This window comes from Microbacterium sp. Se5.02b (assembly GCF_019464375.1).
Taxonomy (GTDB): Bacteria; Actinomycetota; Actinomycetes; order Actinomycetales; family Microbacteriaceae; genus Microbacterium.
In genome coordinates this window covers 1,764,814-1,780,062 of sequence record NZ_CP080491.1, presented here as the reverse complement: position 1 = coordinate 1,780,062, position 15,249 = coordinate 1,764,814, and the positions used below count along the sequence as shown (strand labels likewise).

Annotated in this window: 13 protein-coding genes; 3 read left to right on the top strand and 10 right to left on the bottom strand. The window is 67.8% G+C overall.

Features of this window, described 5'->3' with window-relative positions; genetic code table 11:
* Positions 1-5: 5 nt before the first annotated feature.
* The 4 genes from K1X59_RS08780 to K1X59_RS08765 all read right to left on the bottom strand — a co-directional run bounded on the left by K1X59_RS08780 (position 6) and on the right by K1X59_RS08765 (position 3,271).
* Positions 6-560 carry a YceI family protein gene (locus K1X59_RS08780; RefSeq protein ID WP_183152512.1) on the bottom strand — a complete coding sequence of 185 codons (555 nt, stop codon included), beginning with the start codon at positions 558-560 and terminating at the stop codon, positions 6-8.
* A 181-nt stretch (positions 561-741) separates the two neighbouring features.
* On the bottom strand, positions 742-1,110 hold the full coding sequence (locus tag K1X59_RS08775) for an FKBP-type peptidyl-prolyl cis-trans isomerase (protein WP_183152511.1): 369 nt from the start codon (positions 1,108-1,110) through the stop codon (positions 742-744).
* Positions 1,111-1,318: 208 nt separating this feature from the next.
* Positions 1,319-1,999, bottom strand: coding sequence for an alpha/beta fold hydrolase (locus K1X59_RS08770; protein WP_183152510.1), 681 nt, complete (start codon positions 1,997-1,999; stop codon positions 1,319-1,321).
* 36 nt (positions 2,000-2,035) lie between these two features.
* Positions 2,036-3,271 carry a PrsW family intramembrane metalloprotease gene (locus tag K1X59_RS08765; protein WP_309491646.1) on the bottom strand — a complete coding sequence of 412 codons (1,236 nt, stop codon included), beginning with the start codon at positions 3,269-3,271 and terminating at the stop codon, positions 2,036-2,038.
* Between the two features lie 88 nt (positions 3,272-3,359).
* Here K1X59_RS08765 and K1X59_RS08760 point away from each other — a divergent pair, with 88 nt between their 5' ends.
* Positions 3,360-4,229 (top strand): fumarylacetoacetate hydrolase family protein, encoded by an 870-nt coding sequence (locus K1X59_RS08760; protein ID WP_183152509.1) that lies wholly within the window; start codon positions 3,360-3,362, stop codon positions 4,227-4,229.
* A gap of 65 nt (positions 4,230-4,294) precedes the next feature.
* Here the strand turns inward: K1X59_RS08760 and K1X59_RS08755 are convergent, their stop codons facing one another.
* Together K1X59_RS08755 and K1X59_RS08750 are read right to left on the bottom strand one after the other, a co-directional pair.
* Positions 4,295-5,755, bottom strand: a complete 1,461-nt coding sequence (locus tag K1X59_RS08755; protein ID WP_183152508.1) for an aspartate ammonia-lyase — start codon at positions 5,753-5,755, stop codon at positions 4,295-4,297.
* A gap of 61 nt (positions 5,756-5,816) precedes the next feature.
* Positions 5,817-6,737 (bottom strand): metallophosphoesterase, encoded by a 921-nt coding sequence (locus K1X59_RS08750; RefSeq protein ID WP_183152507.1) that lies wholly within the window; start codon positions 6,735-6,737, stop codon positions 5,817-5,819.
* Between the two features lie 59 nt (positions 6,738-6,796).
* On the opposite strand from K1X59_RS08750, the gene K1X59_RS08745 reads away from it, so the two are divergent.
* The gene (locus K1X59_RS08745; protein WP_183152506.1) at positions 6,797-7,363 is read left to right on the top strand and encodes a TetR/AcrR family transcriptional regulator; all 567 of its coding nucleotides are present in this window, start codon (positions 6,797-6,799) and stop codon (positions 7,361-7,363) included.
* Positions 7,364-7,383: 20 nt separating this feature from the next.
* Here the strand turns inward: K1X59_RS08745 and K1X59_RS08740 are convergent, their stop codons facing one another.
* Both K1X59_RS08740 and K1X59_RS08735 read right to left on the bottom strand, forming a co-directional pair.
* Entirely contained in the window at positions 7,384-7,719 is a 336-nt protein-coding gene (locus K1X59_RS08740; RefSeq protein WP_183152505.1) for a peptidase, read from the bottom strand.
* Positions 7,716-9,113: an inorganic phosphate transporter gene (locus K1X59_RS08735; protein WP_220174152.1), complete on the bottom strand. Its 1,398-nt coding sequence runs from the start codon at positions 9,111-9,113 to the stop codon at positions 7,716-7,718. The genes K1X59_RS08740 and K1X59_RS08735 overlap by 4 nt, the downstream gene beginning before the upstream one ends.
* A 155-nt stretch (positions 9,114-9,268) precedes the next feature.
* Between K1X59_RS08735 and K1X59_RS08730 the strand changes: the two genes are divergently transcribed.
* Positions 9,269-11,368 (top strand): S9 family peptidase, encoded by a 2,100-nt coding sequence (locus K1X59_RS08730; protein WP_183152504.1) that lies wholly within the window; start codon positions 9,269-9,271, stop codon positions 11,366-11,368.
* Positions 11,369-11,837: 469 nt separating this feature from the next.
* On the opposite strand, the gene K1X59_RS08725 is transcribed toward K1X59_RS08730, so the two are convergent.
* On the bottom strand, positions 11,838-12,866 hold the full coding sequence (locus K1X59_RS08725) for a 6-phosphofructokinase (RefSeq protein WP_183152503.1): 1,029 nt from the start codon (positions 12,864-12,866) through the stop codon (positions 11,838-11,840).
* A gap of 203 nt (positions 12,867-13,069) precedes the next feature.
* Positions 13,070-15,214 (bottom strand): DEAD/DEAH box helicase, encoded by a 2,145-nt coding sequence (locus tag K1X59_RS08720; protein WP_220174151.1) that lies wholly within the window; start codon positions 15,212-15,214, stop codon positions 13,070-13,072.
* Between the last annotated feature and the right edge of the window lie 35 nt (positions 15,215-15,249).

Sequence of the window (15,249 nt, the reverse complement as noted above, 5' to 3'; positions counted from 1 at the left end):
CGAGATCAGTCCTGCTGCAGCGCGCCCTGCAGGTCGAGGGTGATCGTCACGTCCTTGCCGACGAGCACTCCACCCGTCTCGAGTGCCGCGTTCCAGGTGAGACCGAAGTCCTCGCGGTTGATCACGGTCTTGGCGGAGGCGCCGGCCTTGTAGTTGCCGTACGGGTCGGTGCCGAAGCCGCCGAAGTCGAGCTCGAAGCTGACCGGCTTGGTGATGCCGCGGATCGTGAGGTCGCCGTCGACGAACAGGTCGTCGCCCTTGACGCGGGCGCCCGTGGAGACGAACTCCATGGTCGGGAAGTTCTCGGTGTCGAAGAAGTCGGCCGAGCGGAGGTGCGCATCGCGGCCGTCGTCCTTGGTGTCGACCGAGGTGACGTCGACAGACGCCTCGACCTTGGCCTCGAGCGGGTTCTCGGGTGCGATCAGCGTGGCGTTCTTGACCCCGAACGTGCCGCGCACCTTGGAGATCATCATGTGACGGACGCTGAAGGTGACCTCGCTGTGAGCGGGGTCGAGCACCCAGGTGCCGGGTCGGTAGCCGGGGATGTCGATGCTGGTCATGGTTTCTCCTCTGGAGACATCGGCCGCTGTTGCGGCTTCGGACAAGGGCCGCGTTCACCGCGACTCCTGTGACAACTTACATTCACCCGCATGTATTCCCCTGAATGGAGAAGAGTTTCGCGACACAGAACGGGGCGCTCCTCTTCCATTGAAGAGGAGCGCCCCGCGCGAGCCCGAGTGGTCAGCCCACCGCGACGAGATCGATGATGAAGATCAGCGTCTTCCCGGAGAGGAAGTGACCTCCGCCGACGGGTCCGTATGCGAGGTGCGGGGGGATGATCAGCTCGCGACGACCACCGACCTTCATGCCGGGAATGCCGTCCTGCCACCCCTGGATCAGACCGCGAAGCGGGAACTGGATGGTCTCGCCCCGACCCCAGGACGAGTCGAACTCCTCGCCGGAGTCGAACTCGACGCCGGCATAGTGGACGGTCACGGTGTCGCCGGGCTTCGCCTCGGCGCCGTCTCCCTCGATGATGTCGCGGATGACGAGCTCCGCGGGCGCGGGGGTGCTGGGGGCATCGAACTCAGGCTTTGTGCGATCAGTCATGCCTCCATCAAACCCGAGCGCGACTGACCCGGTCAACGCGATCGCACCTGCTCACAGCGAACACCCCGAGAAGCAGCGAGGACAAGAACCTCTTGACACCCGCGAGGGCCGGGTGCACCCTGTTTACAGATCAACTCAGCGCCCGGGAGACTCGCAGGCATCGCCGCAGCACCGGGCGCTGAGTCTTGTCCGCGAGGCGCGCCCGGACTCAATCGAGGTAGCCGACCAGCAGTTCCGCGATCTCCCTCGGCCTGCTCAGCATGGCGCAATGACCCCCGGGGACCTCGTCGGCGATGACTCCGAGACGCTCCAGCGCGAGTCGCCGGAGAAAGCTCGGAGGGAAGAACCGATCGTCCGCGAACACGACGAATCTCGTGGGCATGTCGGGCCATCTCTCGAGAGGCCACGGCGTCTGCATCGCCGCCCGCGAAGGGTGTGCGCGCTCTCGTCGAAGCGCCTCGTCGACCAGCCAGCGCGGAACATCCTGATAGAAGCTCACGTAGGGGTCGTCGTTGCCGGTCAGCCCGCCGTCACGGGCGGCCTGCTCCTCCGCCGCAGCGAGGTAGCCGGAGTCCGCCCACCATCGCTCGGGCGGCTCGCCGGGCAGCGGGATCATGCCTGCGGCCAGCACCAGGAGTCGGGATGACAGCCGCTCGGCGACGAGAGGAGCGGTGAACGCCCCGAACGAATGCCCGACCACGACCGTGTCCTGTCGGGCACCGACGGCCGCGACGACGGCATCCGTATAGTCCTCGAGAGTCAGCGAGTCGTCATCGGCGAGAAGGTCCGGAGCGAACACCTCGTGCCCGCGCGCTTCGAGTTCCGCGGCCACGAGATGCCAGGACCAGCCGACATCTCCCCCGCCGTGGATCAAGACGAAAGTGCTCATGCCTCCCTCTCTCCCCCGCGCATCCCGTGGGCGCACCTAGTAGGCCAGCAATGCCGCCCGTGCCGCGCGCGTGCGGATCAGGAGGGCGCGCTCGTCCTCGACGGCGAGCGGGTCTCGTCCGGTGATCGCTCGTTGGCGGACCGCGGCCAGGGCGGTCGCGTCCTTGATGAACTCCCGCATGAGGGGACGCCGGTCGCCGCGGAGGCCACGCGCCCAGGTGAGGCCTGCTTTGCGCCCACTCGGCGTCGCCAGCATCGTGACCTCCTCGGGCGTGAACCACCCCGCGCTCGCATACTCGGCGAGGCGGGCGCGGGTCAGACGGGCTTCTTCCCGGCGAAGAGCCACGATGCCCAGGATGAACCCGATGAACAGCGGCACCTGAAGGGTGAAGTACAGGCCGAAGAAGTCGGCGAAGGTGGCTGACCCGTTCCACAGCGCGTGGAGCAGGACAGCACCGATCATGCCGACGAGTCCCGCCCCGAACGCGGAACCCGCTGACCCGTGCCTGCGCGCGACGAGACCGATCGCGAAACCGGTGACGGCGGTGAACATGGCGTGCGCGAAGGGCGAGAGGATGGCGCGTACGGCGAACGTCACGGTGAGCTGCTCTCCCCCGCCCTCGATGAGGCTGAGCGCGAAGTACTGGATGTTCTCGGTGAACGCGAACCCTGCGCCCACGAGCGCGCCGTACACGACACCGTCGACCGGGCCGTCGAATGCCCGACGGGCGAGCAGGAAGATCAGGAAGATGCCGAGGCCCTTCCAGAACTCCTCGACGATGGGCGCCTGCACCACGGCGGAGAAGGCATCAGGAGTGGGTCCGATCAGGATCTTCAGACCGATGTCGACGAGGAGTGTGAGCCCCACGGCCGCGACCGCGCCCCAGGCGACCGCGAAGAGCACGAGCCGTTTCGGCTCCGGCTCCCAGCGATCGATCATCCGCACGCCGAGGAACACCACCGTCAACGGGATGAGGGCCAGGATCAGCCCGACCACCGATGCCGTGACGCCGAGAGCCCAGCCGAAGTACCCGATCAGCGCGAGAAGCAGGAAGCCGAGGAAGCTGAACAGCCACAGCGAGATCGTCCGCCCCTTGCGCGTCGGCATGGGCAACGCGGGCAGCGACTCGGCCGGTGCGGGCGCGACCGGGGCAGGCGGCGTGTACGGTGTCGGCTGAGCCAGCGGGGAGGCATAGCCCGGCTGCACTCCCTGGCGCGGAGGCGGCGTGAACGGGGATGGCTGCTGCGGCGGGGGCGGTCCTCCGAAACTCATAGGCAAAGCCTAGGGGCACAAGAGAGCACGCGCCGGTATGGCTGAGTCCTCCACGCGCCCGCAGCCCGCCACCGGGTACCGTAGAACCATGCGGTTCGCTCATCTGCGCCGTCCTGACTCCCCTCGCGCGATGCTCGCCGTGGTGCAGGACTCGGACGCCATCTTCGTCTCTGACCTCCTGACCGACGCCCCTGCCACCCTGCAACGGCTGATCGAGGGAGGGGACGCCCTGCTCGAGCAGTTGCGTGCCGCTCTCGCGCAGAGCACCGCACCGCGCCACCCGCTGGGCGACTGGGAGTTCTCATCCGCAGTGCTCGCACCACCGGCGGTCCTCGCCGTCGGCCTGAACTACGCCGCGCACTCGAGCGAGCTCGGCCTGAAGACCGATGCCGCCCCGACCGTGTTCACGCTGTGGCCGAACTCCCTCACCGGTCACGAGCAGACCACGTCCTGGCCACGGTCTCTGAGCGAAGCGGTCGACTACGAGGCGGAGCTCGGCGTGCTCATCGGCACCCCCGCGAAGGACGTCGGCGAGGCCGATGCGCTCTCGCACGTCTGGGGCTACACCGTGGTGAACGACATCACCGCCAGGAACATCCAGTTCTCGGAGGCGCAGTGGTCGCGGTGCAAGTCCTTCGACGGATTCACCCCCACGGGCCCCTTCGCGGTGACGGCGGACGAAGTCGCCGACCCGCAGGATCTGCACATCTGGGCCGTCGTCGACGGCCACACCGTCCAGGACGCGAGCACCGACCAGATGGTGCGTTCGGTCGCGAAGCTGATCGCCCACCTCTCTCAGTCGCTCACCCTGCTGCCGGGCACCCTGATCTCGACCGGGAGCCCTGGTGGCGCTGGGTACTCCCGCGATCCGCAGATCTTCTTGCGCGACCACTCGACCGTCACCGTCGGAATCGACGGCATCGGCGAGCTCACCACGCACTGTCGGATCACCGACTGAGGTCGTCCGGCATGCAGTGAGGGGACGGACGCCGTGGCGTCCGTCCCTTCACTGCATGAGGTGGCTCAGATCTCGATCAGGTCTTCCGGCGCGATCACCGGGATCGCCGCCGTGATGGTCTCGAGTCCGGACAGGCGAGCGGGCGACAACTGCTTGACGACCTCGTCGCGGGACATGAGCCCGGCCTCGACGACCAGGTCGGCCACGCTCCGGTTGGTCAGCAGTGCGGTCTTCGCCAGTGCGGCGGCGGCGGCGTAGCCGATGAACGGGGTGAGAGCGGTGATGACACCGACCGAAGCGCCCACCATCGCACCGAGGCGGTCGCGGTTCGCGGTGATGCCGTCGACGCAGTTGACGCGCAGCGTCCACATGGCCTGACGCATCCAGGTGATCGACTGGAAGATCGAGTGCGCGATGACCGGCTCGAAGGCGTTCAGCTGCAGCTGGCCTGCCTCGGCCGCCATCGTCACGGTCATGTCCGCTCCGGCGACGGCGAACGCGACCTGGTTCACGACCTCGGGGATGACCGGGTTGACCTTGCCCGGCATGATGCTCGATCCCGCCTGCATCGCGGGGAGGTTGATCTCGCCGAGCCCGGCCTGCGGTCCCGACGAGAGCAGTCGGAGGTCGTTGCAGATCTTGGACAGCTTCATCGCGTTGCGCTTGAGCGTCGACGAGAAAGACATGAAGGAACCGGTGTCGCTCGTGGCCTCGACGAGGTCGCCCGCCGTGCGCAGATCGAGCGCGGTGATCTCCCGCAGGTGCTTGAGCACGGCGGGGGCGTAACCGGGGTGGGTCGTGATGCCGGTGCCGATGGCGGTGGCGCCCATGTTGATCTCGAACATCAGCGAGGCGTTCTCGGTGAGGCGCGTGTGGTCGTAGCCGAGGGTCGTGGCGAAGCCGTTGAACTCCTGACCGAGCGTCATCGGCACGGCGTCCTGCAGCTGGGTGCGACCGACCTTGAGCACGTCGTGGAACTCGCGCGACTTGCCGAGGAAGGACAGACGCAGCAGGTCGAGCTCCTCGAGCAGGGAGCGCAGGGTCAGTGAGAGGCCGATCTTGACGGCCGTCGGGTACACGTCGTTCGTGGACTGGCTGCGATTGGTGTGGTCGATCGGCGACAGGAACGCGTAGTCGCCCTTCTCACGGCCGGCCAGCTCGAGCGCGATGTTGGTGATGACCTCGTTCGCGTTCATGTTGGTCGAGGTGCCGGCACCGCCCTGGATGACGCCGACGGCGAACTGCTCGTGGAACTCGCCGTCGATCACGCGCTGTGCCGCACGGTCGATGAGGTCGGCTCGTTCGGGATCGAGCACGCCGATCTCGCGGTTCGCCCGCGCGCTCGCCTGCTTCACCATCGCGAGCCCGACCACCAGGTCCGGATAGACCGAGATGGGCCGCTTCGTGATCGGGAAGTTCGCGTCGGCACGGGCGGTGTGGATCCCCCAGTACGCGTCGACGGGAATCTCCATGCTCCCGAGCGAATCGGTCTCGGTGCGGGTCAGGGTAGGCGCGGCAGAAGCCATGTCACATCCTCGTGGGTCGTGGCGGGTGAGAAGGGTGGGGGATGCCTTCAGTCTACGCCGGTCATCGACCGGGTTTGCGGGAGAACGCCTCGAGTCGCCCCTCCGGTGTGAGGCTCGCCATGTGCTCCAGCCACTCCTCGGAGAAGTAGTCGCCCGTCGCCGCCTCTGTCACGGGGACGACGGTGTGCGTGATCGTATCGGGGTACACGTGGACGAGGTGGAACGCCTGCGCCGCGTCCATGCCGTTCACCTCGGCGGGAGGGCGGGCCACGTTCATCGTGTAACAGGTCGCGGACGCCACGCTCACCGGCACCCCGGCGAAGGTCCCCTGCGAGGAGTAGTGCAGGTGCCCCGCGAGGATGCCCCTGACATCCGTGCCGCGGATCACGTCAGCGAGCTCCTCCTGGTGACGCAGTTCCAGGATGTCGAACAGCGGGAGGTGGCTCGGGATCGGCGGGTGGTGCAGAGCGAGCACCGTGCCGTGCGGGGCGGGTTCGGTGAGCTGCTCCGCGAGCCAGGACAGCTGGTCGCGGTCGATATCGCCGTGATGCCAGCCGGGAACGCTGCTGTCGAGGGCGATGAGTCGCAACCCGTCGAGATCCCAGACCCCCGTCACCGGGTCCTCCGTCGGCTCGAGATCGAGCAGGCCCGCGCGCAGGGCAGGACGCTCGTCGTGGTTCCCTGCGACCCAGGCCACCGGCGCGCCGAGTTCGCGAGCGACGGGCTCGACGGCGGCGCGCAGACGTCGATACGCGTCGGGCTCGCCCAGATCGGCGAGGTCTCCGGTGATCACGATCGCCGAGGGATGCGGATGCACGGCACGGATCGCGTGCAGCGTGCGGGCGAAGTTCTCCTCCACGTCGTACCGGCCGCCCAGATGAGCCCCTCCGGCGAGGAAGTGGGGATCGCTGACATGGATCAGGACATGCGATGCGGGTTCGTGACGGCCGAAGACGTGTGCACTGGCGGTTCCTGCGGACATGGGATCACCCTATTGCCCGGCGACCACAGCGGGTGTAGTGCTCGGGCTAGGATCGCCTCATGGCGAAGAACGAGGGCAGGCGCCAGGCGATCGCCGATGCCGGACTCGCGGTGCTGGCACGGGAGGGCTCCCGCGGATTGACGCATCGCGCGGTCGATGTGGCAGCCGGCATCCCGACGGGAACCACGTCGAACTACTTCCGCAGTCGGGACGCGCTCGTCGCCGGACTCGTCGAGCGCATCGGAGAACGACTCGCCCCGACGCCGGATGACCTCCGACGGAGATCGAGCGGGGTGCCGGACGCCGCACTGTTCGCCGACTACGTCCGCGACATCGTCCGCCGCCTGACCGAGGATCGCGAGGTCACTCTGGCGCTGTTCGAGCTGCGCCTCGAGAGCAGCCGCAGACCGGAGGTCGCCGCCGTCCTCGGAGCCTGGCAACGCGCTGGGTTCGACGGCGACGTCGCCTTCAACGCCACAGCCGGTCTGCCGGGCGGACGCCGCGAGATCGCACTCTTCCACTATGCGATCGACGGGCTCCTCCTCGATCGCCTCACGACGCCGATCGACCCCGACACGGAGACAGACGACATCATCGACGACCTCGTCGCCGGTCTGCTGGGCTGAGGAAGACCGCCGCTGTGCGATCAGTGGCCGATGACGAGGAGCAGGATCCCCGCGACGACGGCCGCAGCGCAGAGGGCGAAGCACGCGTAGGCGCCGAAGAGGGCGACGAGCTTCTGCCCTTCGGTGAGCGGACTCTTCCGCGCCGCCTTCGCCGCCTGCTTCTCCGCGCGCCGGAGCTCCTTCTCGGTGATCACGGTGATCGCATCCGTGAACTCCGCAGGGCTCACCACGGGTGCACGGCCGCTGCGCACGAGCAGTCGGAGACCGAGCGCGTAGAAGGTCACGATCGCGGCCGCTCCGATGAGAGCCGCGAGGAACACCTGGAGGAAGGCGACCCAGTCGATGACGACGTTCATTCCGACTCCCCGCTCCGAGGCGCATCAGGATTCTTCGATGACACCCCGGTCGTCGAGGACGCCCCCGACTTGGATGCCTTCGCGCTCGCCTTGTCCTGAGCCTTCTTCTTCGCCTTGGCGGCCGCCTCACGCTTCGTCTGGGCCTTCGCCTCTTCCCGAGCCGCCGCTCGCGCCTTCGCCTCGGCCTTGGCCTGCTCGATGCGCTGCTGGCGGCGTGTCGGAGGAGGGGTGTCGGGAAGGTCGATCGCCATTCCCGATTCGGCGACATCGCTCATCGCGTTCGCCGGGGTGACCGCGTTCCGCCGAGAGCGCATGAACAGGCCGAGGATGATCACGAGTGCCAGAACCGCGTCGATCGCCACACCCCAGTTGCCGAGCCACACGACCAGAAGCGCGGCCAGCGCCCCGACCCCGCCTGCAGCCGGGAGTGTCAGCAGCCAGCCGATGCCGATCCGGCCGGCGGTCCGCCAGCGGACGGTCGATCCTCGGCGTCCGAGACCCGAGCCGATCACCGATCCGGATGCCACCTGGGTGGTCGACAGCGCGAAGCCCAGGGCACTCGAGGCGAGGATGGTCGCCGCAGTCGAGCTCTCAGCCGCGAACCCCTGGGCGGGCTTGACGTCGGTCAGCCCCTTTCCGAGGGTGCGGATGATGCGCCAGCCGCCGAGGTACGTGCCGAGTGCGATCGTGAAGGCACACGCGATGATGACCCACAGCTCGGGCTCATGATGCGCACCCGACTGCCAGCCGATCGTGATCATCGCCAGGGTGATCACGCCCATGGTCTTCTGCGCGTCGTTCGTACCGTGCGCGAGGGCGACGAGGGACGAGGTGAAGATCTGCCCCCAGCGGAAGCCGTCGCGTCCGTCCGGCTTGCCGTCGTAACGGCGGGTGACGGAGTAGGCGATCTTCGTCGCCGCGAAGGCGATGAGACCCGCGGTCACGGGCGCGATGAGGGCAGGGAGCACGATCTTCGAGAGCACCATGCCGAAGTCGATGCCGCCGAGGCCTGCGCCGACCAGCGTCGCCCCAATCAGACCGCCGAAGAGCGCGTGCGAGGAGCTCGAGGGAAGCCCCAGGAGCCAGGTGAGCATGTTCCAGGTGATGGCGCCGATCAGGCCTGCGAAGATCAGGGAGAGGAAGAGATCCGCCCCCGCGGAGATGATCGCGTCCTCGCGGATGATGCCGCCGGAGATGGTCTTCGAGACCTCCGTCGACAGGAACGCGCCGACGAGGTTGAGGACGGCGGCGAGGAGGACGGCGGTCTTGGGCTTCAGCGCACCCGTGGCGATCGGCGTCGCCATGGCATTCGCGGTGTCGTGGAAGCCGTTGGTGAAGTCGAAGAAGAGTGCCAGCGCGATGACGAGCACGACGATGAGGGCTGCGGTTTCCACCGTTCGCTTTCGGTCGTTGAGGAAGAAGGAGTTGTCGACGGGATCGACGTGACGAACGAAGAGTTCACCGTGGGTTTGACTTCCGTTAACCGGCCCCGGTAAATCCTCCCACCCTCCCCCGTGCCGGTCAACTCGACCTGGGATAGCGTGGGACGGTGACTGACGCTCCCCTGGCCGCACGCCGCTCCACCCTCCGCACGCACCACGGCGACACGTTCGACGACCCGTACGAATGGATGAGGGCCAAGGACTCCGAAGAGGTCATCGCGCACCTCGAAGCCGAGAACGCGCATACGGATGCCGCGACCGCGCATCTGGCCGATCTCCGCAGTCGGCTGTTCGAGGAGATCAAGGCACGGGTCCAGGAGACCGACCTCTCGGTGCCCACCCGCCGCGGCGGCTGGTGGTACTACAGCCGCACGGAGGAGGGCGCCCAGTACGGCATCCATTGCCGGGCGGCCGCCGCCGAAGACGACTGGACTCCCCCGTCGCTCGTGCCCGGGGTCCCGGTACCCGGCGAAGTCGTCCTGCTCGACGGGAACGTCGAGTCCGATGGCCACGAGTTCTTCTCTCTCGGCGCCTTCGACACCTCGGACGATGCGACGAAGCTGCTGTGGTCGACCGACTTCGAGGGCGACGAGCTCTATACCGTGCACGTGCGCGACCTCACCACGGGCGAGACGCTCGAGGACGAGATCCCGAACACCGGCGGCGCGTTCTTCACACCGGACGGCACGGGCGTGCTGTACACGACACGCGACGAGGCGTGGCGCCCCGACACGCTGTGGCTGCATCGTCTCGGAACACCGGTCGCCGACGACGTCCGCCTCTTCCACGAACCCGACGAGAAGTTCTGGCTGGGCGCCGGGATCACCCGCAGCCGCCGGTACCTCGTGATCGGCGTCGGGTCCAGCATCACGAGCGAGGAGTACCTCGTCGATCTGACCGGCGAACTCACCGCCGAGCCGCGACTGGTCTGGCCCCGCCGCGAGGGCGTCGAGTATTCGATCGACCACGCCGTGGTGGACGGGGAGGACCGCCTCTTCATCCTCCACAACGATGACGCTCTCGACTTCGAACTCGTCTCCGTGGCGGCGTCCGACCCTCGGGGCGAGAAGCACGTGGTCATCGCGCACGAACCGGGACGGCGTCTGCTCGGCATGGATGCGTTCCGCGACTTCGCGACCGTGGAGTACCGCAGCGAAGGCCTCGAGCGCGTCGGACTCCTCGACTACGCGACGGACGCCGTCGACGAGATCCCGTTCGACGAGCCTCTCTATTCCGCCGGCGTGAGCGGGAACCCGGAGTGGCACTCGCCGTTCCTCCGCCTCGGGTACACGTCGTTCGTGACCCCGGGCACGGTGTACGACCTCGATCTGGCAGACCGGACACTCATCCTTCGGAAGCAGGTCACCGTGCTGGGCGGCTACGATCCCGCCGAGTACGGTCAGCGACGCGACTGGGCGACGGCGTCCGACGGGGTGCGCGTGCCGATCTCCCTCGTGTGGAAGCGCGCATTCGGGGAGCCGGGGGCCGGGACCCGACCTGTGCACCTGTACGGTTACGGCTCCTACGAGCACTCCATCGACCCGGGATTCTCCGTCGCTCGTCTCTCCGAGCTCGACCGCGGGGTCGTCTTCGCGGTCGCGCACGTCCGCGGCGGCGGAGAGATGGGTCGCCAGTGGTATGAAGACGGGAAGCTGCTGAACAAGCGCAACACCTTCACGGACTTCGTCGCCTGCGCCGAGCACCTCGTCACCACCGGTGTCACCGCGCCGAGTCAGCTTGTGGCGGAGGGAGGCAGCGCGGGAGGTCTGCTGATGGGCGCGATCGCCAATCTCGCGCCCGAGCTCTTCGCCGGCATCCTCGCCGGAGTCCCGTTCGTGGATGCCCTCACCACGATCCTCGACCCGTCGCTTCCGCTCACGGTGATCGAGTGGGACGAGTGGGGCGATCCTCTTCACGACCCGGACGTGTACGAGTACATGAAGTCCTACACCCCGTACGAGAACGTCCGCGAAGGCGTGAAGTATCCGCGCATACTCGCGGTGACCTCGCTCAACGACACCCGGGTGCTGTACGTCGAGCCTGCGAAATGGGTGGCACGACTGCGCGAGGCCGGGGCCTCCGATGTGCTGCTCAAGTGCGAGATGGTCGCGGGGCACGGCGGGGTCAGCGGGCGCTACAACTCCTGGAAGGAGCGGGCGTTCGAACTCGCGTGGCTGCTCGACACGCTCGGCCTGGCCGAGGACTGAGCGCAGCGGCCGCGCTCGACCCTGCAGCGGCCTCAGACATCACGCGAGTTCAGGCGATCACGCCGAATCAGGCTAATTCCTTCACTTCCTGCCTGATGCGGCGCTATCGCCTGTTCCGATTGCAGCAGAGCGGATGCGTCGACTCCTCCACAACTGCCGAGCCGTCGCACTTGTCCCCTTACCGCGGCTCGACCGCCCCGCGGCATGCCGAGCGTCGGCCAGGGTGGGGCCGTGACGATCTCTGCAGATGAATGGGTGCGTCAGCACGACGGTGCCGCACACTCGTCCGCTCTGCGGACGGCCGGTTTCTCGGACCACGCGGTGCGGCGAACAGTTCAAGATCAGGCAGAAGCTCAGAATCAGGCCGATGCAGTCAGCTGTCGCCTGATTCGGCGCGATTGCCTGATCTCAGGATGCTGGGACGACCCTGATCCGCCCAAGCGCAGCGCTGTCGAGCGAGTTCAGGCGATCAGCCGAAGAGTGCCGCCGCCTCGTCGTAGCGGTAGCGGGGCACCGTGTTGAGTTCGCCCAGCGCATCGGCGAAGGGCACACGGACGATGTCCGTACCCTGCATCGCCACCATCTGTCCCCATGCCTCGTCGACGATCGCGTCGGCGGCGTGGAGGCCGAGCCGCGTCGCCAGCACCCGATCGAATGCCGACGGGGATCCACCGCGCTGGATGTGTCCGAGGATCGTGGCGCGGGTCTCTATGCCCGTGATGCGCTCGATCTCGGGCGCGAGCTGGTCTCCGATGCCGCCGAGGCGAGGACGGTTGAAGGCGTCGAGCCCCTTGTCGCTGTATGCCTCGTCCATGCCGAGGAGCTTGAACCCCTCGGAGACGACGACGAGCGGTGCCCTGCCACGGTCGTGGGCGCTGGTCACGAGCTCGGTGATGTCGTCGATCGACATCGGAACCTCGGGGATGCAGATGACGTGCGCGCCTGCGGCCATGCCCGCGTGCAGGGCGATCCATCCGACGTGGCGCCCCATGACCTCCGCGACCATGCAGCGCTGGTGCGAGTCGCCCGTGGTCCGCAGACGGTCCATGGCATCCGTCGCGATGTTCACCGCGGTGTCGAAGCCGAAGGAGTAGTCGGTGGCCTGGAGATCGTTGTCGATCGTCTTCGGCACGCCGATGACCTTGATGCCGTCCTTCGCGAGCCGGTCGGCGGCGGCAAGGGTGCCCTCCCCGCCGATCGCGATGATGCCGTCGATCTTGTGTCCGTAGAGGGTCTTGGCGATGTTCTCGGCTCCCCCGCGCTCGCCCTCGTAGGGGTTCGTGCGGCTGGTGCCGAGGATCGTGCCTCCGACCTTGGAGAGCCCCTTCACCTCGTGCCGCGTGAGCGGCATGAAGTCGCCGTCGACGAGGCCACGCCATCCGTCGCGGATGCCGACGAACTCCAGGTCGTACGTGGTGGTGCCCTTGAGCACGATGCCGCGGATGACCGCGTTGAGGCCGGGGCAGTCGCCGCCGCTCGTCAGGATGCCGATCTTCATGCTGGTGCCTTCAGACGTTCGGGAGATGGGGGAAAGAGGCCGCGCTGCCTTCGATCGACACTAGCGCCCCGGTGTGCTCGGGCGCTATTCGGGGTCGACGAAAAACGCCGATCTTGACACGCGGTTCCGCCGATATCGACGAACTTCCCGATGCGGCGTGCGAGACGCGTGAATCGTGCGTTAAGAACCGCAGTTCTTGACGATCACGCTCCGCCGAGCGCCTGGCGCAGCAGGTGCATGAGTGCCGCGAGCTGCACGGGCTCGCCGGCCGACTCCTCGACGGCCTCACCGTCGAGTGCCCGCGCCGCAAGGCCCTGCTTCTGGTCGATGAGCTCCGCGATCTTCGTGTCGATCGTGTGGGCGGCGATGATCCGCCACGCGGTGACGGGCTCATCCTGACCGATGCGGTGCACGCGGTCGATCGCCTGCGTCTGCTCGGCGGCCGTCCACGACAGCTCGGCGAGCACGACGTTCGACGCCGCCTGCAGATTGAGTCCCACGCCGGCCGCGGTGAGCGAACAGACCGCGATCCCGACCGAGGGGTCTCCGTTGAAGTCGTCGATCGCCTGCTGACGCGCGGTGGACGTCTGGTCTCCGCGGATCGACACCGCACGGATCCCCGCGGCGGCGAAGTGCGCCTCGGCCTGATCCATGACGTCGATGTGCTTCGCGAAGAAGACCACCTTGCCGACCGAGCGCTGCAGCTGAGCGGCGTAGTCCGCAGCGAGCTGCGCCTTGGCCTGACCGATCCGGCGGACCATGGTGAAGACGTTGTCTCCGCCTGTGCCTGCCGCCTTCGACTCCTCGAGCTCGTTCTGCGCGACGAGACGCACGATGTCGTCGTCGATCTCGCCCGGCGCCAGCCCTCGGTCGCCTCGCGCCTCGATGATGCGGCGGTAGCGGGCGGCGAGCCGCTCACCCAGCTCGCGTTCGGCCTGACGGATGCTGCGCCCGAACTCGTCGTCGAGCTGCACCGGCAGGTCGGCGATCAGCTTGTCGGGCAGGTCGGCCGCGACGTCCTTCTTCTTGCGTCGCACGATGCCCATCGAGATGACGGCATCTCGCGCCTCGGGGTAGAACGCCTTGTCGGCCGGGGTGAAGCCGGTGGCGTCGAGCTTCTCCATGAGCTCGGGACCCGGCTTCTCGCCCGTCGTCCAGCCGAGGAAGCGCCAGATCGCGTCGAAGTCCTCGACGTCGTTGATCAGCGGCGTACCGGTGAGGGCGAGCATGAGCGGATCGTGACCGGGCGTGCGTTCACGAACCTGAGTGGCCAGCGACAGCACGTTCTGCGACCGCTGCGACGACAGGTTCTTGATGAAATGCGCCTCGTCGACGACCATGCCGCGCAGACCGATCGAGGCCAGCCACGACATGTGTCGGTCGAGGATCTCGTAGTTCACGATGAACACGTCGGCGAACGCGTCGATGTCGGTGCCGTCGCCCTGGATCACCGTGGCGCGACGCTGCGGTGTCCACCGCTCGACCTCGCGCGCCCAGTTCATCTTCACGACGTTGGGCACGACGACGAGCAGCGGGTAGGCGCCGGCGACGGATGCGGCGAGGACCGACTGCGCGGTCTTGCCGAGCCCTGGCTCATCCGCCAGCAGGAAACTGCGGTGCCCGGCCTTCACGGCCTCGAGGAACCGGGACTGGTGCACCATGATCTCGAGCCCCTTGGGCGAGAGGTGATCGAACTCTGGCGCCGGAGGGAGCTCCATCGACGCGGCGGAGCCACCGGCCCCGGTCTCGAAAGCCTTGTACAGGGGGCCCATGAGCTCCCAGCCGTCGAGACGCCGACGGGGAGTCGCGGTCGAGCGGGGTGTCAGATCCGGTGCGAGGAACGGGTTCGCCAGCTGACGAGCCTCGACGGACGGCGGCGTGACCTGGCGTTCGGCGATCGCCGCCGGCACGACCGAGATCTGCACGGGTGCGGCGTCGGCGATGATCAGCTCCTCCGGGGCCAGCTCCGCGCCGGACTCGAGCAGCCAGTCACGGCGCATACGCTTGGCGACCGGCGACGTCGCCTGGTCGGCTTCCAGCAACTGGATGAGCGAGGTGTCGCGTGCGGCCGTCTTGGCGAGGATCGTCGCCACGCCGTCGAGCCGCTTCAGCAGCTCGGCGCGCGCGGGGTCGCCGATCTCGGCGTCCGCCTTCACCCTGGCGCGCTCCTCTCGCACCAGGAAGGCGATCACCTGGAACTTCACCCGATTCGTCGGGCCCAGCTTCCCCCGCTGCGACTTCGCCTCGATCTCGCGCACCTTGCGCGCGAGGATCGGGATGAGGGGTGCCTCGTCGTCGCGACGGGACGTCTTCTTTCGCCGCGTGGCGGCGGTTGCCGTGGTCGGCATGCTCCTCCTGAGCGTGAAGGCTCCGACTTCCCCAG

Excerpts from the sequence above, each read along its gene's own strand:
- K1X59_RS08755 (WP_183152508.1), bottom strand. The coding sequence starts at position 5,755 with ATGGCTTCTGCCGCGCCTACCCTGACCCGCACCGAGACCGATTCGCTC.
- K1X59_RS08780 (WP_183152512.1), bottom strand. The coding sequence starts at position 560 with ATGACCAGCATCGACATCCCCGGCTACCGACCCGGCACCTGGGTGCTC.
- K1X59_RS08750 (WP_183152507.1), bottom strand. The coding sequence starts at position 6,737 with ATGTCCGCAGGAACCGCCAGTGCACACGTCTTCGGCCGTCACGAACCC.
- K1X59_RS08760 (WP_183152509.1), top strand. The coding sequence starts at position 3,360 with ATGCGGTTCGCTCATCTGCGCCGTCCTGACTCCCCTCGCGCGATGCTC.
- K1X59_RS08740 (WP_183152505.1), bottom strand. The coding sequence starts at position 7,719 with ATGAACGTCGTCATCGACTGGGTCGCCTTCCTCCAGGTGTTCCTCGCG.
- K1X59_RS08775 (WP_183152511.1), bottom strand. The coding sequence starts at position 1,110 with ATGACTGATCGCACAAAGCCTGAGTTCGATGCCCCCAGCACCCCCGCG.
- K1X59_RS08725 (WP_183152503.1), bottom strand. The coding sequence starts at position 12,866 with ATGAAGATCGGCATCCTGACGAGCGGCGGCGACTGCCCCGGCCTCAAC.
- K1X59_RS08770 (WP_183152510.1), bottom strand. The coding sequence starts at position 1,999 with ATGAGCACTTTCGTCTTGATCCACGGCGGGGGAGATGTCGGCTGGTCC.
- K1X59_RS08720 (WP_220174151.1), bottom strand. The coding sequence starts at position 15,214 with ATGCCGACCACGGCAACCGCCGCCACGCGGCGAAAGAAGACGTCCCGT.
- K1X59_RS08745 (WP_183152506.1), top strand. The coding sequence starts at position 6,797 with ATGGCGAAGAACGAGGGCAGGCGCCAGGCGATCGCCGATGCCGGACTC.
- K1X59_RS08765 (WP_309491646.1), bottom strand. The coding sequence starts at position 3,271 with ATGAGTTTCGGAGGACCGCCCCCGCCGCAGCAGCCATCCCCGTTCACG.